Origin of the sequence: Kordia antarctica, assembly GCF_009901525.1 — a bacterium.
GTDB lineage: Bacteria > Bacteroidota > Bacteroidia > Flavobacteriales > Flavobacteriaceae > Kordia > Kordia antarctica.
Window position 1 is genome coordinate 4,097,312 of record NZ_CP019288.1, and the last position, 25,726, is coordinate 4,123,037.

Sequence of the window (25,726 nt, forward strand, 5' to 3'; positions counted from 1 at the left end):
ACTATAATTGTCGTTACTAAAAGCACAGATTTGATCAAAGAGAATTATCCCTTGAGGAGATTTTGGAGATGAAATTACGCATTGGTTAACGCTTCCACTTTTTCCTCCAAAGCTAACAAAACACTAAATAGATGTTGCTTTATTTCATCATTCGTAAAGCGAATGAATTGTACGCCGTGTTTTTCAAGTTCTCCTTGTCGTTTTGCGTCGTACAATTGCTTATTATCATGACTGCTTCCGTCAATTTCTATTGCCAAAAAGATTTCATGACAATAAAAATCTACAATATAATGCAGCATTGGAACTTGTCTATGAAACTGAACTCCTAATGCTCTTTTTCTAATTTTTTGCCATACTATAACTTCGCAAAGTGTACTGTTTTTTCGAAGTTCGCGTGCGTAGAATTTTAATTCAGGATTGTATGGGATTATTTTGTTTCTCATGGATTGTTTTGGGAGTCGTTATGAATGAAACACTCCTGTTAATCCAATCAAGGGGATAATTGTTGGTGTGAAAATAGGTGCAAATAATTCGTGTATTCGTGGCAAAATAGATTCCTGCCTACGCAGGAATGACAAATTGAAACAATCAATAATCTGAATTATAATGAGATACTGTATTTCAACAAGTTCAGCAATCACGCATGAGTGAAAAATCAAAAATCAACAATCAAAAATCGTCAATCAAAAATCGGCTTAATGCGCTTCCAACCAATTCTGTCCAACTCCAATCTCAACATCTAATGGAACGTCCATTATAAAGGCGTTTTCCATTTCTTCTTTAATGATTGATTTAATGGTTTCTAACTCGTCTTTATGTGCATCAAAAACCAATTCATCATGAACTTGCAATAACATTTTCGATTTGAAATTTTCTTTCTCAAAACGATTATAAATATTAATCATGGCAAGTTTTATAATATCTGCCGCGCTTCCTTGAATTGGTGCATTTACAGCATTTCGCTCAGCCGCGCCACGAACAATCGCGTTTCTCGAATTGATATCTTTTAAATATCGACGTCTTCCTAAAACAGTTTCTACATAACCGTGATCGCGCGCAAAATCTACCTGACTCGCCATATACGCTCTCAATTTCGGATACGTTTCATAGTAGGTGTCAATCAATTCTTTGGCTTCACTTCGTGATAAATCTGTTTGGTTACTCAATCCAAAAGCAGAAACTCCATAAATGATTCCAAAGTTCACCGTTTTTGCATTGCTACGTTGTTCACGCGTCACTTCTTCCACAGGAACATTAAATACTTTTGAAGCTGTTGAGGTATGAATATCTACGCCATCTTTAAACGCTTGCATCATGGTGTCTTCTTTACTTAATGCGGCAATAATTCTGAGTTCAATCTGAGAATAATCGGCAGCGAGTAACACATAATTTTCATCTCTTGGTATAAACGCTTTTCGCACTTGTCGTCCGCGTTCGGTACGAATTGGAATGTTTTGTAAGTTTGGATTATTAGAACTCAGTCTTCCCGTTGCAGCAACTGCTTGCGCATAAACGGTATGAATTCGATGTGTTTTCGGATTAATTTCATTCGGCAACGCATCAACATACGTGCTTTTCAATTTATTATACTGACGCCATTCTAAAATATCACGGATAATTTGATGATCTTTTGCTAAATAGGATAACACATCTTCTGCGGTAGAATATTGTCCAGTTTTTGTCTTCTTCGGTTTGTCAACTAACTTTAAATTATCAAACAAAACCAATCCTAATTGTTTCGGAGAAGCCAAGTTAAATTCTTCGCCAGCTTGTTCAAAAATAGCTTTCTCTAAACGATCAACATCGGTTGTTAAATCAACGGACAATTCGTTTAAAAAATTAGGATCTAAATTAATTCCTTCTATTTCCATCGCCGAAAGTACACTTACCAACGGAATTTCAACATCTGTAAATAATTTTGTCAACTGACCACTTTCCAATTCTTTGATAAAATGTTCTTTCAATTGATACGTAATATCTGCATCTTCCACAGCATATTCCGTTTGTTGTTCCAATGGAACTTGTCGCATAGACAATTGATTTTTCCCTTTTTTCCCAATCAATTCTACAATAGAAACTGGTTGGTAATTCAAATAGGTCTCCGACAATATGTCCATATTATGACGCATATCTGGATTTATCAAATAATGTGCAATCATCGTGTCAAACAACAAACCTTTTACTGGCATATTGTAGTTTGACAATACTTTGATATCATATTTTAAATTCTGTCCCACTTTTTCAATCGTCATACTTTCAAAAAACGGACGGAATTCTTCTAAAATTTCTTTGGTTTCTGCCTGATCTTCTGGGAAAGCTACATAATATCCTTTTCCTTTTTCCCATGAAAATGCAACGCCAACGAGTTCAACTTCCAATGCTTTCAAACCTGTTGTTTCAGTATCAAAACACACACTTTGTTGTTTCAGCATTTTTTGAAGCAACATTTTTCGTGACATTGGTGTATTTGCCAATTGATAAAAATGATCGGTTGTTTTGATAGTTTCATATCCTGAAACGGTGACTTCTTCATCCACATTTCCACTTCCTGGAACGGCAAATAAATCAAATTGTCCAACTGGAGCGGCTTTTTTAGTAGTTTTTGAAGTTGTTTTGGTTTCCGCTTTCGCTGAATTTGCCTCAGAAGGACTAAATGTTTTAATCAAATTATCGTGCAATCGACGGAATTCTAATTCTGTAAAAATTTCTTTTACCGCATCTAAATCGGGTTGAGAAAGCTCAAAGTTTTCTTCATGAAATTCCACAGGAACATCTAACATGATTGTTGCCAATTGTTTTGAAAGAATCCCTAATTCTTTACTTGCTTCTACTTTCTCTTTCATCTTTCCTTTCAGCTCATGTGTATTTGCTAAAAGGTTTTCCATACTTCCGTATTGTGCCAAAAACTTCTTAGCGGTTTTTTCTCCAACACCTGGCAATCCAGGAATATTATCTGATGCATCGCCCATCATTCCTAAGAAATCAATTACTTGCTCCGGACGTTCTACACCAAATTTTTCTTGTATTTCAGGAATTCCCCAAGTTTCGTATCCGCCTCCAAACTTTGGACGATACATAAATATATTTTCAGACACCAACTGCGCAAAATCCTTATCTGGCGTGACCATAAAAGTTTTATAACCTTCTTTTTCCGCCATTTTTGCAAGCGTTCCAATAATATCATCGGCTTCATACCCATTTTTCACAATGATAGGAATGTGCATGGCTTTCAAAATAGTTTCAATATATGGAATGGCTAGTTTGATAGCTTCTGGCGTTTCTTGTCGGTTTGCTTTATACGCAGGAAATGCTTCCACGCGATCTACACTTCCGCCTCTATCAAAACATACGGCTAAATGATCTGGCCTTTCACGTTTGATAACATCTAACAAAGAATTTGTAAATCCTAAAATTGCCGAAGTATCTAAACCTTTTGAGTTGATTCGGGGGTTTTTAATAAACGCATAATATCCTCTGAAAATAAGCGCAAATGCATCTAATAAAAATAGTCGTTTCTGATCTGCCATGTATCGTAAATTTGATGGAAATTCAAATTTAAGAATATTAGCTAGATTCTCGGATAAAAAAGAAATTATTCACGTGTTGTTATAATTTTACAACTATATGTGTTATTCAAATAGGTTTCGGTTACAAAGTAATTCGTCTAATTTATCTTCATGAAGTATTAAGTAATCACAATACGCACCAAAATCTAAATTCTTGTATTATGGTAATCCTTTGTTAATCTTCTATTTAGAGCTTTTACCCTCATTTTTATGTTACTGGCTTTTTATAATTTTTACAGTTTAAGCGTTAATTACGGTAAAACCATAATTAGTTAATATTTTATTTTAGTAAGTTTATTCTTTAATAATTTTAAAACCATTAAATCATGAAAAAAGAATCTTTAAAAACGAATGAACTTAAAAAAGTTACGATCTCTAAATTCAACCAAGAAAAAATAAATGGAGGCCTCGCTAATGCAGGTGGTAAAATGGTTTGTGTTCAAGGCTCTATGAAGTATATATTTGTTAAAGATAATGAGTAGAATAAGCACGTTTAATATATTACATTTATTCATGCATATAAATTTCTTTTAGCGACTTTCGAGTCGCTTTTTTTTTCATTTTTACTACAGGTTTAAGAATTCAGTTTGTCAAGAATCATATCTGTTAGTTCTTGGGTTTGCTTTTCGAATTCTTATTTGCCAAATTAAAATTTTATATTCTAGTATAAATCAGTATCGTTACTTCTACTATTTTATCTTTATTAATCTTAAATTTTATATTAAAAAATGTGGAATAGAATTAAAATATGTTGATATAGTTTCTTGAGTTTTGTTTTTTAATGACAACAAATTTGTAATTTTGTGCCACTAAATTATAAGAGAAAATGCAAACCATTTCAATTGCCATTCACGGTGGCGCAGGAACCTTAGTAAAAGGGATGATGACACCGCAACTCGAAGCGGAATATAGAGCTGCGTTGCAAAAAGCATTAGATGCAGGTTATAAATTGTTGGAAGAAGGGAAATCGGCAGTAGAAGCCGTTGAAAAAGCAGTCATACTTTTAGAAGATTCACACTTGTTCAACGCAGGAAAAGGAAGTGTATTTACAGCAGATGAAACTCATGAAATGGACGCTTCTATTATGGAAGGAAAAACCTTGAATGCTGGAGCAGTTTCTTTAATTACAGGAATTAAAAATCCTGTTTCGTTAGCGCGCGATGTCATGGACAAAAGTGAACATGTGTTTTTAGCTGGAGAAGGCGCCATGCAGTTTGCAAAATTACAAAATCATACTATTGAAGATGAAGCGTATTTTTATGATGAATTACGACATAATCAATGGTTAGAAATAAAAGATACGGATAGTTTTCAATTAGATCATTCTGTAAAAAAAGATTCTAAATTCGGAACTGTTGGTGCCGTAGCTTGTGATATAAATGGAAATATTGCTGCGGCAACTTCTACAGGCGGAATGACAAACAAACGTTTTGGTAGAGTTGGCGATTCACCAATGATTGGCGCAGGAAATTATGCAAATAACGAAACCTGTGCAGTTTCATGTACAGGAAGCGGCGAATATTTTATTCGTGGTGTTGTAGCCTATGATGTTTCATGTTTAATGGAACACAAAGAATATTCACTCGAAAAAGCATCAGATATTGTCATCAACGAACGCATCTTAAAGCTCGGTGGCGACGGCGGATTAATCGCAGTTGACGCAAAAGGAAATATCGCAATGCCATTTAATACTGAAGGAATGTATAGAGCAAGTAAATCTTCAAACGGAGTGGAAGAGGTTTCTATTTATAAATAACATTTCGACTTCGCTCAATGTGCCTTGTTTGGTGCACATCCTTTTTATTTGGAATATGATTTCTTCAAACTGAACTAAACTGTTCTTGCGTATAACAGAATGCAGTTTTACAAAAAAAAAGTTTGTATGTCATCACGTGCAGAAGAGAAAATTCTGCGGAAACGAAAAAATCTATTCCTGCCACGAATGCACGAATATTTTTTAGTTTAAGAGTTGAAAGGTTTATAAGTTTACCTAATGCGCAAATAATTCACAGATTAAAATACGAAAAGCACTTGCATTGAGCGAAGCCGAAGTGAAACAATACTAAAGGCAAAGCCGTTTCCAAGAGCGAAGCGAGTCCAAGAGATTCCCGCCTGCGCGGGAACGAGTCTAACAGCGCAGCGAGTCTAAATAAAAGGTGCCTCAATCGGTAAAACAGAAACTTTACGGTTCTTAATATCAAACTGATCTCCGTTTGATAAAACGTGTACTCGCAAGTTTGCCATTGTCATTGGCGTTCCTACTTTCAATACTTTTTCGTTGTTATGTGTCAATGTAGAACCATCAAACACAATTGCCATTCCAGAGCCAATTACAGTACAATCATTACCATTTTTGATAATCATTCCTGTATCTTCTGCGAGTCCAATTCCGATCAAATTTGGAAATTTTGCCACAGCTTCTGATTGTCTTCCAAAACGTCCTCTACGGATAAAATGCGTGTCGATAATCACTTCTGGAATCAGGCTTAAGCCTTTATACATCGTAACTGCACCTTTAATAAATGCTTCTGTAGCACTTCCGCCAGCAATCATTTCCTTTGTCATTGCCATTGCGCCAGCACTTGTTCCTGCAATTACAAAACCTTCTTCATTTTGATACCGATTTACTAAAATATCATGAATTTCTGTATCGCCAATTCTATCTGTTATTTTAGATTGATCTCCGCCAGAAAACATAATACATTGTGCATTTTTAATTAAATCAATAGCTGATTGTTTTCTTGAATCTTTTTTGCTTCTAATATCTAAAACGGTTACATCTGTACAACCTAATATTTGAAAAGCTTCCAAATAATTTTCGCCAACTTCTACAGGAATGGAAGAAGCCGTAGGAATTACTACAATTTTAGCATCAATACCACCAGCTTCATTGACAACGTGAGATAAAATTCCCTCATCAATAAAATCTTGTGTGTCCATTTCGTCATCGCTCAATCCTTTGTCTTCGTTTCCACCAATAGGAATCAAAGTGCCTTTCATCTGCTGCATATTCTTGTAAATTTTGTGATTGCAAAAGTAAAATAAATTTTTACGTGTCAGTCTTTTTTTAAGGTAATCTTAATCTAAGTGCATAGAATCCTGAAAAGAACTATGAAATCTGTGAAATTTTTCTATATTTAGGACTGAACTTGTTATAAAACAATTCTGACTAATCAAGCAAACCAAAATAGCACATGGAAATAAGAAGTATAAATGCAATGAGAGGACCAAATTATTGGTCAGTGAGAAGACATAAATTGATTGTAATGGTTTTAGACTTGCAAGAGATGGAACAATCTCCAACCAATAAAGTTGATGGTTTTGGAGATCGATTAAAAGCGATGTTTCCATCCATGTATTCGCACAGATGTTCTGAAGGTTGTGAAGGTGGGTTTTTTATGCGTGTCGATGAAGGAACTTGGATGGGACACGTAATTGAGCATATTGCACTAGAAATTCAGACCTTGGCGGGAATGGACACAGGTTTCGGAAGAACTCGTGGATACGGAGAAGAAGGTGTGTACAATGTAGTTTTCTCCTATATGGAAGAAAAAGTTGGACGTTTTGCGGCAAAAGCATCAGTTCGTGTCTGTGAAGCTTTAATTTCTGGAGAAACCTACGATCTATCGGAAGATATTCAAGAAATGCGCGAAATTCGTGAAGAAGAACGTTTAGGGCCAAGTACAGGTTCTATTGTTGAAGAAGCAGTAGCGAGAGGAATTCCTTGGATTCGACTGAATAAATATTCGTTATGTCAATTAGGATATGGCGCTAACCAAAAGCGAATTCAGGCAACTGTAACAAGTGAAACCAGTAATATAGGTGTTGAAATTGCATGCGATAAAGAAGATACCAAATATTTATTGGAGCAAGCAGAAGTAGCGGTGCCAAGAGGTGAAATTATTCGCAGAGAAAGTGGTTTGGAAGAAGCATGTCGTTATGTAGGTTTTCCTTTAGTGGTAAAACCTGTGAGTGGAAATCACGGAAGAGGAATTACAGTTGATGTCAATACACTTGAAGAAGCAATCGTAGCTTTTAAAGCTGCGCAAGAAGTTTCTCGATCTGTCATTATAGAAAAATTTGTCACTGGAGATGATTATCGTTTGTTAGTGATTAATAATGTATTAGTCGCTGCAGCTAAAAGAACGCCAGCGCATGTTGTGGGAGACGGAAAATCTACAATTCAACAATTAGTTGACAAAGTAAATGAAGATCCGCGTCGTGGTTATGGACACGAAGAAGTGTTAACCATGATTAAAATCAATGATCTTACCGAAACCTTAATTGCTGATAAAGGATATACCTTAGAAACAGTTTTAGAAAAAGATGAGGTTATGATTTTGAAAGACACGGCAAACCTAAGTACAGGTGGAACTGCCGAAGATGTAACTGATATTGTGCATCCTGCAAATGTATTTATGGCAGAACGAATTTCTAAAATTATTGACTTAGATATTTGCGGAATTGACGTCATGACATCTGACATTAGTAAACCATTAGAAGATACAGGCGGCGCAGTTTTAGAAGTAAATGCTGGTCCAGGATTCAGAATGCACTTAGCGCCAACTGAAGGATTACCGAGAAATGTTGCAGCGCCCGTAATTGATAAATTATTTCCTCCAGGATCAACATCAAGAATTCCTATTGTTGCCATTTCTGGAACGAATGGAAAAACAACTACGACACGTTTGATTGCTCATATGGCAAAAATGAAAGGTTATAAAGTTGGATATACTACAAGTGATGGTGTGTACATTCAAAACCGATTGTTGATGAAAGGAGATTGTACTGGACCATCAAGTGCAGAATTTGTATTGAAAGATCCAACGGTAAATTTTGCAGTGTTAGAGTCCGCTCGTGGCGGATTGTTGCGCGCAGGTTTAGGATTCAAAAATTGTGATATTGGTATTGTAACCAACGTTGCAGCCGATCATTTAGGATTGAAAGGAATTCATACCATAGAACAATTAGCAAAAGTAAAAGGAGTAATTCCTGAAACTGTGTTGCCAGAAGGAACAGCAATTTTAAATGCAGATGACGATTTAGTCTATGCAATGCGTAAAAGCGTAGAATGTAACGTAGCATTATTCTCTTTGGATGAAAATAATCCAAGAATAAAAGCGATGCAAAAACGTGGCGGAATTTCTGCAATTTACGAAAATGGATACATTACAATATGTAGAGGCGAATGGAAAATGCGTGTTATAAAAGCCGTAAATGTTCCGTTGACTTTTGGTGGAAAAGCAACCTTTATGATTCAAAATGTATTGCCAGCAGTTATTACAGCTTATATAAAAGGATTTACGCTAGACGATATGCGAGTTGCATTGGAAACTTTTATTCCTTCCGCATCGCAAACACCAGGACGTTTGAATTTATTCAAGTTTAAGAATTTTCAAATTTTATTGGATTATGCACACAACGCAGCCGGAATGCGTGCTTTGAAACAGTTTACCGATAATTTAGACGCAACTGTGAAAGTTGGAATTATTGCAGGAATTGGTGATAGAAGAGAAGAAGATAATAAAGAAATGGGCGGAATTGCCGCTGAAATGTTCGATGAAATAATTATTCGTCAAGACAAAAATTTGCGTGGAAAAACGGAAGAGGAATTGATTAAAATGTTGAATGATGGAATTAAAATACACGATCCAAATAAGAAGATAACGATCATTCCTTCGGAAAAAGAAGCGATTTTGTTCGCTGTCAAAAATGCAAAAAAAGGCGCGCTTATTGTATTGTGTAGTGATGTGGTTCCTGATGCTTTAGATTTAGTCAAGAAACTCAAAGAAGAGGAAGCCAATGATTTGTATGACTTTACACCAGACGATATTCCAAATTTATAATAAAAACACACTTAAAAGCTCTCGAAACTATTCGGGAGTTTTTTGTGAATGTTAAAGTTCCTGTAAAACGTAAAACCAATTTATGGATTAAAGTTAAATTTGTTAAAATTTTATCAATGTTAAGATTCTTAGTCCCAATCATTTTAATTCTAATTCTAGAACTATATACGTTTTTCTCTATACGCGCATTAACTAGCAATAAATTCATTCTCATAGGATATTGGATTGTTACATTTGTTATTTACGGAATCATTTTTTATCAAATGAATGTAGCGGAGCGTGAAGGGCGATTTAGTATTTCTTTAGGATATACCATTGCAATGGCGCTGACTTTTTTGATTCCGAAACTCTTCATTTTAGCCATTTTATTTGTGGAAGATATTTTCCGCTTTTTCACGTCGTTGTTTAATTATTTTCAACACAACGGAATGACCGTGAGTGAAGCAATTCCTTCACGAAGAAAATTTTTGAGTCAATTAGCATTAGGAATTGCCGCAATACCTTTTGCAGGATTTATTTATGGAGTTTTTCAAGGTAGATATAATTACAAAGTCATTAAGCATACGATGTTTTTTGATGATTTGCCAGAAGCGTTTGATGGTTATAAACTGACACAAATTTCAGATATTCACTCTGGAAGCTTTGATAATAGAGAAAAAATAGAATATGCTGTTGATTTAATTAATGAGCAAAAAAGCGATCTGATTCTGTTTACGGGCGATATTGTAAATGCAGTTGCCGAAGAAATGAATCCTTGGATTGATACGTTTAAACGCTTAGAAGCAACAGACGGATTGTTTTCTATTTTAGGAAATCATGATTATGGATATTACGCATATGAAGATCAAAAGGATATTGAAGAAAATCATAAAAAAATAGAAAAAGTTCATGAAGCAATTGGTTTTGATTTATTGTTGAATGATAAAAGAACGATTGAAAAAAATGGTCAAAAACTAAATATTTTAGGTGTTGAAAATTGGGGCGCATCACGCCATTTTCCTAAAAAGGGAAGTTTGCGAGAAGCTTCAAAAGATGTTGCTGATGGCGAATTTAATATATTGATGTCGCATGATCCTTCTCACTTTGATTATAAAGAAATGGAGGTTCGAACTAAAGAAAGAGAAGATCCAGCAGTTATTACAGACGAACCAAATATTATCAACTTTGAGAAAAAAATACAACTTACGTTAGCAGGACATACACACGGAATGCAGTTTGGAATTGAAATTCCGTTCTTAAATTTAAAATGGAGTCCTGCAAAATATAGATATCCACGTTGGGCAGGATTGTATGAAGAAGCGGGAAAATACTTGTATGTAAACCGCGGTTTTGGCGTATTGGCGTTTCCAGGACGCGTCGGAATTTGGCCAGAAATTACGGTGATAGAGTTGAAAAAACGTAATAAAATAGCATAATCGCAATAAAATAGTACATTTGTAGCAGCGGTTGCATGTTTTTTTAGTTAAAAATATAGCAATTCAATATAAATTTAAACATTCGCTTATGTCAAAATTTGGTGAATTAATTAGTGCAAATATTCCAGTTCTGTTAGATTTTTATACAGAGTGGAATGAGCAATCTAAAGAAATGCATGCTGTGTTACGTGATGTAGCGGCTGCAGTTGGTGATCGTGCCAAAGTTATTAAAATAGACGTTGATAAAAATAAAGAATTAGCAGAAGCTTTACGCGTTAAAGGACTTCCAACACTGATGATTTACAAAGGTGGAGAAATGGTTTGGAGACAAAGCGGTGAACAAGATGCTAATACACTTATTGGACTGATTACCGAACATGTTTAAAGCGTTATACGTTCAAATGTATAGCCTAAATTACTAAAATGCTTCAAAACTTTTGGAAGCACAAACTGTAGTTTGTCATACGCTTTCAAACTATCATGAAACACCACAATACTTCCTGCTTCTGTAGCGTTGATTACATTTTTGAGACATTTTTCAGGAGTTAATTTTGTGTCAAAGTCGCCACTTAACACATTCCACATTATAATTTTATAGCCTAAATTCTGAAGCTTCTTTGCGAGTTGAGGTTTCATTTTGCCGTACGGCGGACGAAATAAGTTTGTAGTTGTCTTTTGTGACGATTTTGAGGCGTTTTCAAGCGTTTCTCTACAAAGTATGCTGTCTGAAATATAAGTTGCCTTAGAAACTTTCCAGGCGTTTACATGATGTTGTGTATGATTTCCGATGGAATGTCCTTTCGAAATAATGGCATTATAAATTTTTGGATGCTTCCGAACATTATCGCCAATACAAAAAAAAGTAGCTTTTGCATTATAGATGGCAAGTTGTTCCAAAACCCACGGAGTTACTATTGGAATTGGTCCGTCATCAAAAGTAAGATAGATTTTTTTCTCGGTAACTGAAAACTCCCATACTAGCGATGGAAAGATCCATTTAGCCAGTTTGGGAGTTTTTACAGTATAAAATTTCATGAGAAAAAGTGATTACTCTTCTAGATCGTCAAAAAGATCCTTAAATTCATTAACATAGCTTTGAAAAATCATGCTTTCTTTCTCTAACAGTTCTTTTTGATCATTTGCATCAAGCAATCCGATTAAGCTTTTATATTTTTCTAAATACCCGTAAATTTCTTCAATGTCATCGTATTTTTGACTCAGTTTTACGCTTTTATAATAGTCTAAATATTCAAGGTATTTGGTTTTCACCTGATTGTAAACAGCAATTGCTTTTTCAGTTTTTCCAATTTTGAAATATCCATCAATGAATGGTTCTGTGAAAATGTAATATCCAAAATATTTAATCGGCATTTTCTCAAGTGCCAAATCAATAATAGTTTCGGCTTTATCGTTTTTACCTTCTTTCACTAATTGCTCTACCAATTTCGCCAAATTTGTTCTGTACGAAATACTTTGTCTACGTGTTTGTGGATCGTGGTAAATGTCGTCACTATCAGAATTTCCCCAATCCCAAGTCATTACGTTATCATACATTAAATCTGTATTCACGCGTCCCATATCGTAATTGCTAGGTAGTTTTGTTTCAATCGGAATCAATTTGTAGACTAAACCATCTAACTGAAGAAAATCTTTCATCCAAATATATTCTGCTTTGTCAAAACTTCCACCTGTAAAGTAAATTGGGCGTTTCCAATCGTTTTGGTTCAAGATGTCAAGCATCATTAAATTGTTTTTATAAATCGCTGTTTTAGGCAATTCAATATCAATATGATCAACCATTAAATGACGATCTTCAGGACTCACATATTTTGCAGCATTTTCCTTGTTTACAGGAACTCTAATTTTTGTTACTGGATAATAGGTGAGATTTCGTTGACTCGCTGGCATATCAGGATCTTCTACATCGTAAACTTCATCGATTAAGTATCCGTATTTTGTTTCTTTCTTGTCGCTTAAAACCCATTTCATAAATCGATCTAATTCCCAAACCGTACTATCTGGAACTGATGGATGACGTTCATAACGAATATAATTCCGTGTTCCGTGTTTATATTTATCATGCGTCATTTCAGAAGGAACTGCTTCGCTTGTGTAAACTTTTCGTTTCATTTGGTCAATGTACCAATCGGTGCCTAGCAAACTTGTGTTAATGGTTCGTACATCTGTTCTAAAACCTTCAACATCTTGTGCATACCAAAGTGCAAAAGAATCATTGTCTCCAATGGTAAAAATCATGGAGCCAGCATCTTCTTCAATAGAATTTAAGTATGCTTTTGCGGTAGATTGCGCTGTATATCGATTAGATCTGTCATGATCGTCCCAGTTTTGAGCCACCATGAGTAATGGAACTGCTAACAATGCAACAATTGTAACGGCGCTTGCTGCAATTTTTCCATCGAGATATGTTCGTAATGAATCGAATAGTGCATAAACACCATATCCAATCCAAATGGCAAATACGTAAAATGAACCTACCAAGGCGTAATCACGTTCTCTTGGTTCAAAAGGACGTTCACTCAGAAATATTTTTAGGGCTAATCCTGTGAACAGGAAAAATACAAGTAACACCCAAAATTGTTTTGGCGCGCGCATTAATAAAAATATAAAACCTATAATTCCTAAAATTAATGGCAAGAAATAATACGTATTGCGAGCCTTATTGTTGGAAACGTCAGATGGTAAATTATCTTGTGAAGCACCTAAATGGATTTCATCAATAAAATTAATTCCGCTAATCCAATTTCCGTGATTGTCTAATTTTCCTTGAATATCATCTTGTCTTCCAACAAAATTCCACATGAAATAACGCCAATACATATGTCCCATTTGGTAGTTAAGCATGTAGTGTAAGTTAGTTCCAAAAGACGGCGGAATCACATTCACATATTCTCTAATTTTCCTCAAATAACTTTCGTAATCTTCTGCGTAAATTTCTCCGTTAGCAGCTCGTTTTTGGAAATCTCTGATAATTTCAGAAATTTCTTTATTATTTCGATATTCAGGTTTTAGCTCAATTTCTAACAAACCACTGTATTCCATATAATTTACCGCATTGTCTGAACTCCACATACGTGGTAAAAAACCTCTGTGGCTACTATCAGAATTCTGCTTGGCACCTTTCCATAGGTTTACAATCTTATATTTCCCTAATACTTCATCTTTTTCATATTTCGGTTTGTCGTCTACATATGGTTCCTCTGCATCGAGTCCTCCATAAACATCTGTATACATTGGTCCATACAAGACATGTGTTTCTGGATATTGTTCTAAATTGTAATATGCTATCAACGAACGTGCATCTGAAGGATCATTTTCATTAATCACTGTATTTGCATTGGCACGAATCGGAATCATTAACCAAGTAGAAAAACCTACTAAAATAAATGCCAAACAGAGCGTAATTGTATTTAATAAACGATAATTTTTCTTCTTTGTATAATTTAAGGCAAAATAGAATATTGCTATAAAAAATAATCCTGCCATAATATATCCGGTGTTAAAAGGCATTCCGAACGTATTCACAAAAAATATTTCCATTCCCCAAAAAAAGCTCAATGTTGTTGGTGGAATAATTTTAAACACAAAAAATAATACGGCAACCGAAATCACGTTTGCAATTATAAATCCTTCTATGGTAACAGTTTTGTAATTTTTAAAATAATAAATCATTCCAAGCGCAGGAATCGTTAATAATCCCATTAAGTGAACTCCGAAAGCGAGTCCAATGATCAAAGACATCAATACTAACCATCTGTCTCCTCGCGGCTTGTGCATTTCATCTGCCCAACGCAATGCCATCCAAAATAGAATAGACATTAAGCAGATTGCCATTGCATATACTTCAGCTTCTACGGCGCTAAACCAAAAACTATCTGAAAATGAAAATGTTAGCGAGCCAACCAATCCACTTCCTAGTATAGCAATTTTTTTTCCAAGTGTAAATTCTGGTTCTATTTCTGCTTCTCCATATTTCGGATTTGGCAATTTCTTTAAAGCAACTTTTTTAACTAAATTCGTAATTGACCAAAACATAAACAGAATTGTAAAAGCACTTGAAAGTACAGATACGAAATTTACCGTAATGGCAATATTTTCAGCACTTGTAGCAAACGTAGCAAAAACTGCACCCATCATTTGGAAAAATGGCGCTCCTGGCGGATGTCCTACTTGAAGTTTTGCTGATGTGGCTATATATTCTGCACAATCCCAATAACTAGCGGTCGGTTCAACCGTTAAGCTAAAAGTAATTAATGCTATAAAAAAAACTGTCCATCCTAGGATGGTGTTCCATTTTTTAAAATTTAAAGAAGTCATGTATATGCTTTTAAATAGGACTAACGGCGAATTTAAGAATTTATAATATATGAAGTGTATTTTTTTAGAAAACGTTAAGAATCATTTTATTTAAAAAAATCAAAAAAAATGTTTGCTCAATTCAAACTTTGTTTTAAATTTGCAACCGCATTAAAGCATTGGCCCATGGTGTAACTGGCAACACGTCTGTTTTTGGTACAGAAGAGTCTAGGTTCGAGCCCTAGTGGGCCAACGGAAAGCTCCTTTCAACACGAAAGGAGCTTTTTTATTTTCATAATACTTTCCTTAAACATCTTCAAATTATACAAAAAAAGCCGCGCAATTCATTCAAAATGAGCTTCAATGAATTTCTGCGTAAAAAAAACTTTCTTTCTTCAAAAGGATTTTCAGCTGATAAATAAACATTCTTAAACAAATTTCAACGAAAGTAATTTGGATAAATAATATTGCTTTTTGATACTTTTAAACATATAATTTGTTAAAAGTGAATCTATTTTTTATACATAACAATTTTAAAATGAGTTATTTAATGTGTTAGCGTGTTAATATTAATACATTTATTTTCAAAATTAATAGTAATACTATTATATTTGCGGTCATAAATATTAAAAAGGTGAACTGTTGACAATTTCATCGTATATTCACCAACCAAAAAAGTGAACGCTTTTAATGTAAAAAACATGGCAAAAACTCAATTATCACCTTGGCAAAGGTTTGTTGGCTTACTTCGGTTAGAGAAGAAAGATATTTTACAAATTCTGTATTATGCCATCTTTGCAGGAATCGTGACGTTGTCATTACCACTTGGAATTCAGTCAATTATCAACTTAATACAAGGTGCGCAAATGTCTACTTCTTGGGTTGTACTTGTAGTATTAGTGACACTTGGAGTTGTGTTTTCGGGCGCATTACAATTGATGCAACTTCGAATTATAGAAACCATTCAGCAACGTATTTTTATGCGAGCTTCTTTTGAATTAAGCTATCGTTTTCCAAAAATTAGAATGGATGAGTTGCGAAATTATTATCCGCCAGAATTGGCAAATCGATTTTTTGATACAATAACCATTCAAAAAGGATTATCAAAAATATTGATTGATGTGCCCTCTGCAATATTGCAAATACTATTTGCGCTCATTCTATTATCATTTTATCATCCGTTTTTTATCATTTTCGGAATCTTATTGCTTGTATTGATATATTTCGTATTCAAATTCACAGCACAAAGAGGTTTGCAAACTAGCTTGGACGAATCTAAACATAAATATAAAGTTGCGCATTGGATTCAAGAAGTAGCAAGAACAATGGTAAGTTTCAAGCTTTCAGGAAATACGAGTTTAGCACTTAAAAAAAATGATGCTTTGGTGGAAGAATACTTAAAAGCGCGTGAAAGCCACTTTCGGGTTTTGGTATTGCAATTCATTCAAATGATATCATTCAAAGTATTGGTAACCGCTTCTTTATTATTAATTGGTGGCGCGTTGGTATTAAATCAAGAAATGAACATTGGACAATTTGTCGCTGCAGAAATCATCATCTTATTAGTCATTAATTCGGTTGAAAAACTAATTGTTGGTTTGGAATCTTTCTACGATGTATTAACATCAATTGAAAAACTAGGACAAGTTGTAGACAAAGGTTTAGAAGCGCAAGAAGGCGAAACACCAAATTTTACATCTAGTATGACAATTGAATTGGATAAGGTTTCATACAAAGTAGAAGATAGAGAAAAACCAATATTAAAAGATATCTCTTTAGCAATCACGCCAAGAAGTAGGATTCTAATTCAAGGGGAAAGTGGTTCTGGAAAATCAAGCTTATTACGATTAATTGCGGCTGTTGTTGCGCCAACCGCGGGAAATATCTATGTCAATGAATTTTCAATAGAAAGTTTACACTTAAATCATTACAGATCGCACTTAGGATTATCACTTTCAGAAGAAACTCCTTTTGAAGGAACAATCCGCGAAAATCTAGCTTTTGGGAATGAAGAAGTTTCCGATGAAACGATATTTTGGGCACTTGAAAAAGTTGGGTTGACACAATTTATAAAAGAACAACCAAAAGGTTTAAAAACCATACTAAACCCAGAAGGAAAACAAATTTCGTATAACATTTCTAAAAAAATAGTGTTGGCTAGAGCGATTATTAAAAAGCCAAAAGTGTTGATTCTAGAAGATCCACTCGATCAATTTAACGCAGATGAAAGTAATGACATTATTGAATTCTTAACAGATGCATCAAATCCGTGGGCGCTAATTGTAGTGAGTAGCAACGAACGTTGGAAAACGAGCTGCAAAGGATTGATTATATTAGATAAAGGAGAAATTAAAAGTCGAAAAGCATGTTAAACATTTCAAATAATCAACTCAACAAAAAGGTCGATCTTACCAAATTCAAATCTGGTAAAAACATCTTTGATAAACATTATTACAAACAGTTCAATAAGTTCTTGTTGGCATTTGCTTTTATTGGAATTATTGTATTATTTCTTCCGTGGACACAGAATATTTCTGGACAAGGACTTGTAACTACATTGCGACCAGATCAACGTCCGCAAACGATTCAATCACAAATTCCAGGACGCATAGAACAATGGTTTGTGCGTGAAGGCGATTCGGTACGAAAAGGAGATACGATTTTGAAAATATCAGAAGTAAAAAGTGATTATTTTGATGACAGATTGGTGGAAAGAACTGGCGATCAAATCAAAGCAAAAGCATCTTCTGTAACAGCGTATAAAGGAAAAGTTGGTGCGTTGGAACGACAAATTTCAGCACTATTGAATGAAAGAGATTTAAAATTAGAGCAAACTCGAAACAAACTATTGCAAGCAAAATTAAAAATAAAAGGCGATAGTATTGATGTAGAAGCGGCTCGAATCAACGAAAGTATTGCACAACGTCAATATGATCGGACGGAAACGTTGCAAAAAGAAGGTTTGAAAGCAGTAAAAGATGTGGAAGAAAAACGCTTAAAATTGCAAGAAACACAAGCGAAATTAATCTCAATAGAAAATAAATACTTAGCAAATAAAAACGAATTGCTCAACGCTAAAATAGAATTATCTCGAACGCAAGCTTCGTATACAGATAAAATTTCAAAAGCACAAGGAGATGTTTTTACAGCACAATCGAGTCAGTTTGACACAGAAGCGCAAGTTACCAAACTCGAAAATGCGTATACAAATTACAAAGTCAGAAATGGCTTATTATACATTACTGCGCCGCAAGATGGTTTTATAAACAAAGCGATAAAAGGCGGAATTGGCGAAACATTCAAAGAAGGCGAAAAATTGGTAGGAATCATGCCAGCAGGTTACGAATTGGCAGTAGAAAGTTACGTGCGTCCAATAGATTTGCCATTAATTCACATTGGCGAAAAAGTACGTGTGCAATTTGATGGTTGGCCAGCAATCATATTCAGCGGTTGGCCAAATGTTTCGTACGGAACCTATGGCGCAAAAGTAGTAGCAATTGAAAATTTTATCAGCGACAACGGAAAATACAGAATTTTGCTTGCGCCAGATGAAAACGATCATGAATGGCCAAAAGCGATTCGAGTTGGTTCAGGTGCAAAAACAATTGCGTTGCTGAATGATGTACCAATTTGGTTTGAACTTTGGCGACAAGTAAATAGTTTTCCACCAAATTACTATCAGCCTGACGGAAAAAATAAAAATGAAAAATCAGCTAAGGAAAATTAATGATGAGATACATTTTTCTTCTACTTATAGTTCTTTTCAGCGGAAACGGAATTGCGCAAACTGAAAATTCATCAGATAGTATTCTATCGTTAAATGAATATCTTGGCTATGTAAAAACGTATCATCCAATTGTAAAACAAGCCAATTTAATTATCAACGAAAGTGAAGCGAAATTGTTGAAAGCGCGTGGAGCATTTGATCCTAAATTTGAAGTTGATTATGATCGAAAAAAATTCAAAAAGACAGAATATTACGATAAACTCAACGCAACATTCAAAATTCCAACGTGGTACGGAATTGAGCTAAAAGCTAATTTTGAAGAAAATACAGGCGAATTTTTAAATCCTGAATTTACAGTTCCAACAGACGGATTATACAGCGCAGGAATTTCGATTTCATTAGCAAGAGGTTTTCTAATTAATGAACGAATGACAATGTTAAAACAAGCCAAATTGTTTACACAACAAGCGCAAGTAGATCAGCAATTATTGGTCAATCAAATACTATATGAAGCTTCAATTACATATTTTAAATGGTTAAAATCGTATCGAAATAAAGAAGTATATCATTCATTTTTATCGAATGCGGAATTGCGTTTTGATGGAATTAAAAGAAGCTTTCGCGAAGGAGAAAAAGCTGCCATTGATACGCTTGAAGCACGATTAACGCTAAACACACGAAAGTTAGATTTGGAAAAAGCGCGGATTACGTATGTGAAATCGTCATTGGAATTGTCTAATTATTTATGGTTAAATGATAACACGCCAGTTGAACTGAAAGAAACCATCAATCCAGATACAACAACATTTGAACGGATTGATGAAGTATTGAATGTAACGGCTTTTAATACGGAAGATTTTGATGTAGAAACGCATCCAAAAATACAATCGCTGAATTTTAAATATGAAAGTTTACAACTGAATAAACGTTTAAAACAAAACCTATTATTGCCTCAAATAGATTTGCAATACAATTTTTTGTCGCAAACTCCAGACGAAACAGGAACGTTCAATACACAAAACTATAAAAGTGGCGTACACATTAGTTTTCCGTTATTTCTACGAAAAGAACGCGGAGATTTACGCTTGGCAAAATTAAAACTACAAGACTTAGAATTTGAACGCACCACAACGCGTGTGACGCTGAAAAACAAAATAAGCGCGATTACTCAAGAAATAATATCGTACGAATTGCAAAACAGACTTACGCAAGAATTGGTCAACGATTACCAAGTATTATTGCAAGCAGAAGAACGTAAATTTTTTCTGGGAGAAAGTTCGTTGTTCTTAGTCAATTCGCGCGAAGCGAAACTTATAGAAAACAAAATAAAGGCAATTGAGTTAGAGAATAAATACTTTGCTACAAAAGCAAACTTGTTTAATATAATGGCGAATTTGTTGTAGGTTTAGACTTCTGGATTGTAGTAAATAAAAAAGAGGCTGTCTGGAAAGTTAAACTTTCGTCAAGCCGAACTTGATTCGGTTTCCCATAATCATTGAAAATCAAAATAATGAGATTCTGAATCAAGTTCAGAATGAAGCCTATTAAAGTTTTTCAGATAGCCTCTTTTTTTATAAATGAACTCGTCAAGTTTTATTCACAAGTATAATGACCAGAATGACAAATTCGGTTGTACGGATATGTTTTAGGTCCACCAGAGCTATCACGTAAGCCACCTTTTAAGATTTCAGTAGCATTTAGTTGTGCAACTTTTGATTTTTGTAAGTGTAAATTGAGAATTGTTTTTTTTACTTTCATTGTCGATTAAATTTTAGATTTACTTCTAAAGCTACCATAACTTTGACAAAATAAGCTGCTGTTTTTGAATGTGTTAGTTGCAATTTATAAATTGCAACTCCTATTTTAAAGCTAATTATTTGATTATTAAATAGTTATATTTTTAACTTGTTTAATAAAATCAGAAGGTTGCATTTTGGTTTTTCGTTTAAAAGCTCTTGCAAAAGACTGCGAATTGTTAAAACCAACTTCCAAAGCGATGGCTTTTATGGTGTATAATAAAAAATGTTTGTCGTTCTGAATCTTATCAATTGCATAATCTACGCGCAAATCATTTAAGTATTCTGCAAAATTCTTATCCTTGAAAGTGTTGATGACTTTTGATAAATAGGCAGAATTTGTTTTAAACTTTTTTGCTAAATCTGTCAATGTAATATCCGCATGAATGTAAGCAGTCTCTTTTTCAAAAGTTGCCAATTGTTTTAGCAAGTGATCAACAATTTCTTGTGGAATTCCAATAGTTTCTTCCGTTGCTTGAACAGTTTGTGTCGGAATCAAAGTACTTTTTTGCGTATGTTGTGTTACAAACTCTTGAAAACGTCTTTTTAGTCGTTGTTGTTTGTAATAGAATAGTGCTAATAAAAATATAAATAAACAAAATACGGCACCTGCAATTTTCAAAAAAACGTTAAATTTCCGATCTTTCTTTTTCAATGCTGCGTTCAGTTTTTCTTGTTCGGACAATAACGAACGTCTATCAAATTTTTTAGAAATCGTCGCGCTCAAATACCTATAATTATTATAAAAAATACTATCGGCAAATAACTTTCTATTTGTGTAATGCAGTTGTTTCTGAATATCATTTTGCGATTTATAATACTGATACAACGCATCATAATTCTCCATAACTTTAGTCGAAATAAAATTGGTGTGTTCAGAAAAAACAGAATCTACTTTTTTATAATACACAATAGCAGTTTCCTTTTGTTGTAATGAATCATGCGCCTTTCCTAAATGAAAATAAGCATCAATAATACACGATTTGTCACGATCACTCATTAGTACAGGAATCGTTTTCTGAATACTATCAATCGCGGTTAAATACTGCTTTTTGTAAAATAAGCGCATGCCTTCATTCAGCACAAAGAGATTATAAATTCGTGGATTTTTGGTAAAAGCAGCTATTCGTATTCCTTTGTCAATATAAAAAGCCGCCGAATCCAATTGTTTGGTTTCAATATACAAATTTGCCAACGCCAAATGCGAAAGCATAAAATCTAACGTGTCTCTTTTTGGGTTGTTTTTTTCAAACGCATAACATTCTTTATAAATATCGAGTGCTTCTTGGTATTGTTCCAATCGCCATTTAACCGTTCCGATGTTGTATTTATTTACATAATACAACTCTAAATTTCCACTTTTATCTGCGGCATCCATCGCTTCCAAATAATTATCTAGCGATTCTTTATATTTTCCTTTGTATTGTAAAACAGCTCCTTTATACGTGTAAAAAATTGCAGGATAACGTTCATTGCTAAAATCTTTGCTAACAGCAATACCTTTATCAAAATAGCTAAAACTTTTGCGGTAATCAGTTCTAAAAGATTTGCCTAAAAACTCATATCCGATCATCTGATTGAGTTTATCTTTCTCTTTTATGGCTTTCGCCAGATAGGACTTTGCGTAAAATATTTTCTGAAGCGAATCCTTTTCAACGTTTTCAAATGCGGTACGTAATTCGTTGAATGTTTTCTGTTGAAGCGAATCTGGTATTACAAAGTCTGAATCTTCTTGTGCATATGTCAAATTCAAAAAAAGAAAGAAAAAAGTAAAGAAGAAATAACTATTCACAAAATAAGTGAACAAAATATGTAGTGTAGTGGGAAAATATTTTCTAAGCATACATACAAAATTGGAGATTAAAAAGCTGTTTGCAGTTAGGTAAATATACCTTTTTTAAGATGAAAACTTCGAAAGTGCTTCTAATACGGAATCTTATAAGAGACATCCTGCAATTTATAAATTGAAAGATGCAATTCATAAAAGGTGACAAACATTGTTTTTTCTCGGTACAAAATCATGCTACATTTGAGTTGTTGCAACACTTCAGAAACTTGTTTTGACTTCGATCAAAATTATAGCATTCATCTAACATCTAACATCTAAAAACATGAAAAAGCAAAAAGTAAAATTGAACACACTAAAATTCAAAAAATCAAACATCGCGAACCTTTTTGTTTTTGGCGGAATTCACAGCGGGTCGAGGAATACAGGAAAAACCAACATTTTAATTTTTCCGTAGTGTAGTAGTGATTTTTCGTTAAGAATTTTTGAAGCCTTGGAAAAAATTTAGAAAAATGAATACGGTTTTAGCTTTTTCAGCTAAAAACACCTCTGGAAAAACGCACTTTCTTTTTTTGAAGCCTGTGCTGAACTTGATTCAGTATTCTTTGTGCGAGCAAAGAAAAAGAAAATAAGAATCTAAAAATGAGGTTGTTATTAGTAATTTTTTTTTAAAAATACATTCAGCTCCGGTTATGTCAAAGTAAAAATTGAGTATATAATAATTTATAAAACAAACACAATGAAAAAAAAGAAAATCAACTTAGAAAAATTAAACCTAAACAAAACAAACATTGCTAATTTCCACATCAAAGGCGGAATGATGGAAGCATCCGTTTTTGTAGCATGTCCAGAGCCAGAACCTACGGGAATAGCTTGTAAGCCTTCAAAGTGGTGTAATTCGTGGCGTCCTACGGAATGCGATCATGGTGCTTGTGGTTCGTAAATATTCAATTGCTAAGGGAGAAACCTGAAAATCCTGATGTTTCTAAATCAAAAGAGTACGGAAAACCAAAACTATAAAAAGTATGAAAACATCAATTCATAAAATATTCTTACTGTCCATATTAATTACATTTTTCTATTCCTGTTCCGAAAATGAAACGTTTGTAGAAGAAGAAGCAATTGTTTCAAAACAAGTTATGATTGAAGTGGAAAAGCAATCTCCAGAACAACAAACATTATTTGAATATGCGCGTTTGCTGTCAGTAGCTATTGATACTCACGAAAACATGAATGAAGTGCTTCAAGAAAAAGCATTAAAATTACAACGTCTTGGATATTATGAACAAGAGTTTTATGTTGGAATGGAAGAGCAAAATAGCATGAAAGCATTTGGAAATAATTCGTTACGCAACATATTAGAAAAAGTCGGAAATGCAGAAACGCCATCGTTATTAAAAGAATTTACAAGAATAAATCCTGCAATGACAGTTTTATTACTTGGCGATGCGGAAGTGCAAGAATTTTCAAATCGAGTATATGTCGATAATGGATTTGATGATAGTAATTTGGCAGAAACGATTTATTTTTACGAAAATGGTATGTTGAAATCACAGCAATTAGGCGACAAACCATTGCTAAAATCATTCATTGTTAGAAATAGCGAAGTTGTGACGAGGTCAAATATACTATCTACTGAAAAGTCTAAAAACGAAAATATGCATACACTTTTTACGTATGATGATGGAAGATCGGTTAAAATCAACGCTGGAGCAATTATTGACACGCCAACCAATGCTGAATCAGTTTCGCCTGATGATATTGACGGCGGCGGTTCGGGCGGAACACCACCATCTAATTGCAACGCTCCTTGCGAACGTGATTGTGAAAGCGGAACAGAAAATATTTTACGATTTAGAACACATGATGATCGCGATAGCTTTTTCAGAGGAAAAGGAGAATGGTTTTTTATTGAAGCTTATATATCTTCATCAGGCGCATTCTTAAATATCAAACGAACACCGAAAATGAATAGTGTTCGTGGCGATTTTTCTTGGCATTATCCAAACTTTCTAATTGAAAACATAGACAGAAAAATTGTAAATACTATAAAAATATATTGTTACGAATCTGATGGCGGAAATGATACAAACATTTTATTCAATTTTGCTCCGCCATATCAAGGAACTACTGCTTATTACAATAGTTTAAGTACTGGAATTTATTCGGATGATGATTTTATAGGTTCTTACATTGTAGATTATTGCGACGGAATAGGTACAAATGGCGTCATGTATGCTCCGGCAAGTGATGTAGATGTACAACACAGCGAACGGTAAAAACTAAAAGAGGCTATTTAGAAAGTTAAAGTTTCGTCAAGCCGAACTTGATTCGGTTTCTCACAATCATTGAAAATCAGTGTAATGAGATTCTGAATCAAGTTCAGAATGACGGCTTTTAAAACTTTTTAGACAGTCTCTTTTTAAGTATTTCAATCTAAAAAAAACTTTAAATCCTAAAAGTAATCACAGGTCGCAATGCATGATTTACTAAATCTTCGCTAATACTTCCATTAAAAAAATGTGCCAAACCTTGTCTTCCGTGTGTGCTCATTCCGATCAAATCGGCATCAATAGTTCGTGAAAAATTCAAAATTCCGCGTTCAATCGTATCATCATTATAAACATGTAGTTCATATTTTGTAAGCTCATCAAAATCGGCAATAAAATCTTTCATCTTCTTTTCTGCGGCTGCGGTAGTCACAAAACGATTAGGTGTATTCACAAACAGTAAATGAAGTGTTGCATTAAAACTATTTGCAAAATCTAGGGCTTGCTCAAAAACAAGTTTCTGATCGTTTGTAAAATCGGATGCAAAAACGAAATTTTCAATATTAAAATTTTCAATATCATTCTTAATTACCAAAACGGGTACGTCAGAAGTCCGAACAACTTTCTCTGTATTAGAGCCAATAAACATTTCTTTCAAGCCAGAAGCACCACTTGAGCCCATGACGACCAAATCAATATCATATTGGCGAATTGCTTCTGTAATACCGTCAAAAGCTTTGTGTGTCTCCACGTTAACTTCTATTTTTATGTCTTTCAGAAAATCTTGTTCTAGCGTTTTTTCAAAGCGCTCATGTGCAATTTTCATAAATAATAACTGTTCTGGAACATCTAAATTTGTGTCTCCAGACAAAAAATGCGTAGGAAGTTCAAGCATGTGCATCAAATAAATAGTAGCATCATTTTGTTTCGCTAACGAAGCTGCAACCTTTAATGCGTACGTTGCTTGATCTGAAAAATCGGTTGGAAGTAGTATTTTTTTCATCTA

At 34.1% G+C, this 25,726-nt stretch carries 18 protein-coding genes and 1 tRNA gene; 11 read left to right on the forward strand and 8 right to left on the reverse strand.

What is annotated here, in order from left to right:
• Positions 1-74: 74 nt before the first annotated feature.
• Complete coding sequence (locus IMCC3317_RS17105) at positions 75-443, reverse strand: endonuclease domain-containing protein (RefSeq protein ID WP_160130704.1); 369 nt, start codon at positions 441-443, stop codon at positions 75-77.
• A 252-nt stretch (positions 444-695) separates the two neighbouring features.
• The gene (polA, locus tag IMCC3317_RS17110; protein WP_160130705.1) at positions 696-3,527 is read right to left on the reverse strand and encodes a DNA polymerase I; all 2,832 of its coding nucleotides are present in this window, start codon (positions 3,525-3,527) and stop codon (positions 696-698) included.
• 365 nt (positions 3,528-3,892) lie between these two features.
• Between polA and IMCC3317_RS17115 the strand changes: the two genes are divergently transcribed.
• Together IMCC3317_RS17115 and IMCC3317_RS17120 are read left to right on the forward strand one after the other, a co-directional pair.
• Complete coding sequence (locus tag IMCC3317_RS17115) at positions 3,893-4,048, forward strand: hypothetical protein (RefSeq protein WP_160130706.1); 156 nt, start codon at positions 3,893-3,895, stop codon at positions 4,046-4,048.
• Between the two features lie 344 nt (positions 4,049-4,392).
• A complete protein-coding gene (locus IMCC3317_RS17120) occupies positions 4,393-5,322 on the forward strand; it encodes an isoaspartyl peptidase/L-asparaginase family protein (RefSeq protein WP_160130707.1) in 930 nt (309 codons plus the stop codon).
• Positions 5,323-5,711: 389 nt separating this feature from the next.
• Here the strand turns inward: IMCC3317_RS17120 and IMCC3317_RS17125 are convergent, their stop codons facing one another.
• The gene (locus tag IMCC3317_RS17125; RefSeq protein WP_160130708.1) at positions 5,712-6,575 is read right to left on the reverse strand and encodes a cyanophycinase; all 864 of its coding nucleotides are present in this window, start codon (positions 6,573-6,575) and stop codon (positions 5,712-5,714) included.
• A gap of 185 nt (positions 6,576-6,760) precedes the next feature.
• On the opposite strand from IMCC3317_RS17125, the gene cphA reads away from it, so the two are divergent.
• From cphA to IMCC3317_RS17140, 3 genes are all read left to right on the forward strand, one after another.
• Entirely contained in the window at positions 6,761-9,412 is a 2,652-nt protein-coding gene (gene cphA / locus IMCC3317_RS17130) for a cyanophycin synthetase (RefSeq protein WP_160130709.1), read from the forward strand.
• Between the two features lie 116 nt (positions 9,413-9,528).
• Positions 9,529-10,827, forward strand: a complete 1,299-nt coding sequence (locus IMCC3317_RS17135; protein WP_160130710.1) for a metallophosphoesterase — start codon at positions 9,529-9,531, stop codon at positions 10,825-10,827.
• Positions 10,828-10,915: 88 nt separating this feature from the next.
• The gene (locus IMCC3317_RS17140) at positions 10,916-11,212 is read left to right on the forward strand and encodes a thioredoxin family protein (RefSeq protein ID WP_160130711.1); all 297 of its coding nucleotides are present in this window, start codon (positions 10,916-10,918) and stop codon (positions 11,210-11,212) included.
• Here IMCC3317_RS17140 and IMCC3317_RS17145 read toward each other — a convergent pair.
• Positions 11,209-11,862, reverse strand: a complete 654-nt coding sequence (locus IMCC3317_RS17145; protein WP_160130712.1) for a polysaccharide deacetylase family protein — start codon at positions 11,860-11,862, stop codon at positions 11,209-11,211. The two genes, IMCC3317_RS17140 and IMCC3317_RS17145, sit on opposite strands and share 4 nt — an antisense overlap.
• A 12-nt stretch (positions 11,863-11,874) precedes the next feature.
• Positions 11,875-15,162, reverse strand: coding sequence for a glycosyltransferase family 117 protein (locus tag IMCC3317_RS17150; protein WP_160130713.1), 3,288 nt, complete (start codon positions 15,160-15,162; stop codon positions 11,875-11,877).
• 159 nt (positions 15,163-15,321) lie between these two features.
• Between IMCC3317_RS17150 and IMCC3317_RS17155 the strand changes: the two genes are divergently transcribed.
• From IMCC3317_RS17155 to IMCC3317_RS17170, 4 genes are all read left to right on the forward strand, one after another.
• Positions 15,322-15,394, forward strand: a tRNA-Gln gene (locus IMCC3317_RS17155).
• Between the two features lie 448 nt (positions 15,395-15,842).
• On the forward strand, positions 15,843-17,513 hold the full coding sequence (locus tag IMCC3317_RS17160; RefSeq protein ID WP_160130714.1) for a peptidase domain-containing ABC transporter: 1,671 nt from the start codon (positions 15,843-15,845) through the stop codon (positions 17,511-17,513).
• A complete protein-coding gene (locus tag IMCC3317_RS17165; RefSeq protein WP_160130715.1) occupies positions 17,507-18,868 on the forward strand; it encodes an HlyD family secretion protein in 1,362 nt (453 codons plus the stop codon). The genes IMCC3317_RS17160 and IMCC3317_RS17165 overlap by 7 nt, the downstream gene beginning before the upstream one ends.
• Before the next feature lie 2 nt (positions 18,869-18,870).
• Positions 18,871-20,271 carry a TolC family protein gene (locus IMCC3317_RS17170; RefSeq protein ID WP_160131951.1) on the forward strand — a complete coding sequence of 467 codons (1,401 nt, stop codon included), beginning with the start codon at positions 18,871-18,873 and terminating at the stop codon, positions 20,269-20,271.
• Between the two features lie 190 nt (positions 20,272-20,461).
• Here IMCC3317_RS17170 and IMCC3317_RS17175 read toward each other — a convergent pair whose 3' ends face one another.
• Together IMCC3317_RS17175 and IMCC3317_RS17180 are read right to left on the reverse strand one after the other, a co-directional pair.
• The gene (locus IMCC3317_RS17175; RefSeq protein ID WP_160130716.1) at positions 20,462-20,626 is read right to left on the reverse strand and encodes a hypothetical protein; all 165 of its coding nucleotides are present in this window, start codon (positions 20,624-20,626) and stop codon (positions 20,462-20,464) included.
• A 126-nt stretch (positions 20,627-20,752) separates the two neighbouring features.
• Positions 20,753-22,417: a helix-turn-helix domain-containing protein gene (locus tag IMCC3317_RS17180; RefSeq protein WP_160130717.1), complete on the reverse strand. Its 1,665-nt coding sequence runs from the start codon at positions 22,415-22,417 to the stop codon at positions 20,753-20,755.
• Between the two features lie 772 nt (positions 22,418-23,189).
• Between IMCC3317_RS17180 and IMCC3317_RS17185 the strand changes: the two genes are divergently transcribed.
• Together IMCC3317_RS17185 and IMCC3317_RS17190 are read left to right on the forward strand one after the other, a co-directional pair.
• A complete protein-coding gene (locus IMCC3317_RS17185) occupies positions 23,190-23,393 on the forward strand; it encodes a hypothetical protein (RefSeq protein ID WP_160130718.1) in 204 nt (67 codons plus the stop codon).
• An 82-nt stretch (positions 23,394-23,475) separates the two neighbouring features.
• Positions 23,476-24,729 (forward strand): hypothetical protein, encoded by a 1,254-nt coding sequence (locus tag IMCC3317_RS17190; protein ID WP_160130719.1) that lies wholly within the window; start codon positions 23,476-23,478, stop codon positions 24,727-24,729.
• 169 nt (positions 24,730-24,898) lie between these two features.
• On the opposite strand, the gene IMCC3317_RS17195 is transcribed toward IMCC3317_RS17190, so the two are convergent.
• Positions 24,899-25,723: a universal stress protein gene (locus IMCC3317_RS17195; protein WP_160130720.1), complete on the reverse strand. Its 825-nt coding sequence runs from the start codon at positions 25,721-25,723 to the stop codon at positions 24,899-24,901.
• Positions 25,724-25,726: the final 3 nt, after the last annotated feature.